1 protein-coding gene is annotated in these 456 nt (G+C 34.0%); it reads left to right on the plus strand.

From position 1 onward, the window contains the following. The first annotated feature begins 36 nt into the window (after positions 1 to 36). Entirely contained in the window at positions 37 to 165 is a 129-nt protein-coding gene (locus GNY06_RS15115; RefSeq protein ID WP_394350825.1) for a transposase, read from the plus strand. The last annotated feature ends 291 nt before the right edge of the window (positions 166 to 456 follow it).

The following is a 456-nucleotide window of genomic DNA, read 5'->3' on the forward strand; positions in this document are numbered from 1 at the left end:
AAACGAAAACATAATCTACGGATTAATTGGAACAGAATACTTTACCTTGTTAAAACAGGTAGTCAATGGCGTATCCTTCCCCAAGATTTCCCCAAGTGGCAACGGGTGTACTATTATTATAAAAAGTGTTCAGATATGGGTGCAATTCGAACTAGTGTTGGATGATTTACGAGGCATATTTCGAGTAAAAATAGGACAAAAATCAGAGCAATCGCTTGGTATTATGGACAGCCAGTGTATTCGCTGGGGCAATAACCGGTAATTAAAAGTTTTTGATGGCAATAAAAATATTAAGTCAATAAAACTTCATGTGCTCTTTTAAAAAAATGTAATTTTAATTTCAATCATGGTTACAATTGATAATATACATGATAGTAAGGCTGTTATTTTACTTATGCGCGTGTTAAAAGAAATGCTTTGTGGCATTAAAGTTATTCTGGCTGATGGTGGTTATCG

The organism is Elizabethkingia argenteiflava, from assembly GCF_009904105.1.
Taxonomy (GTDB): Bacteria; Bacteroidota; Bacteroidia; order Flavobacteriales; family Weeksellaceae; genus Elizabethkingia; species Elizabethkingia argenteiflava.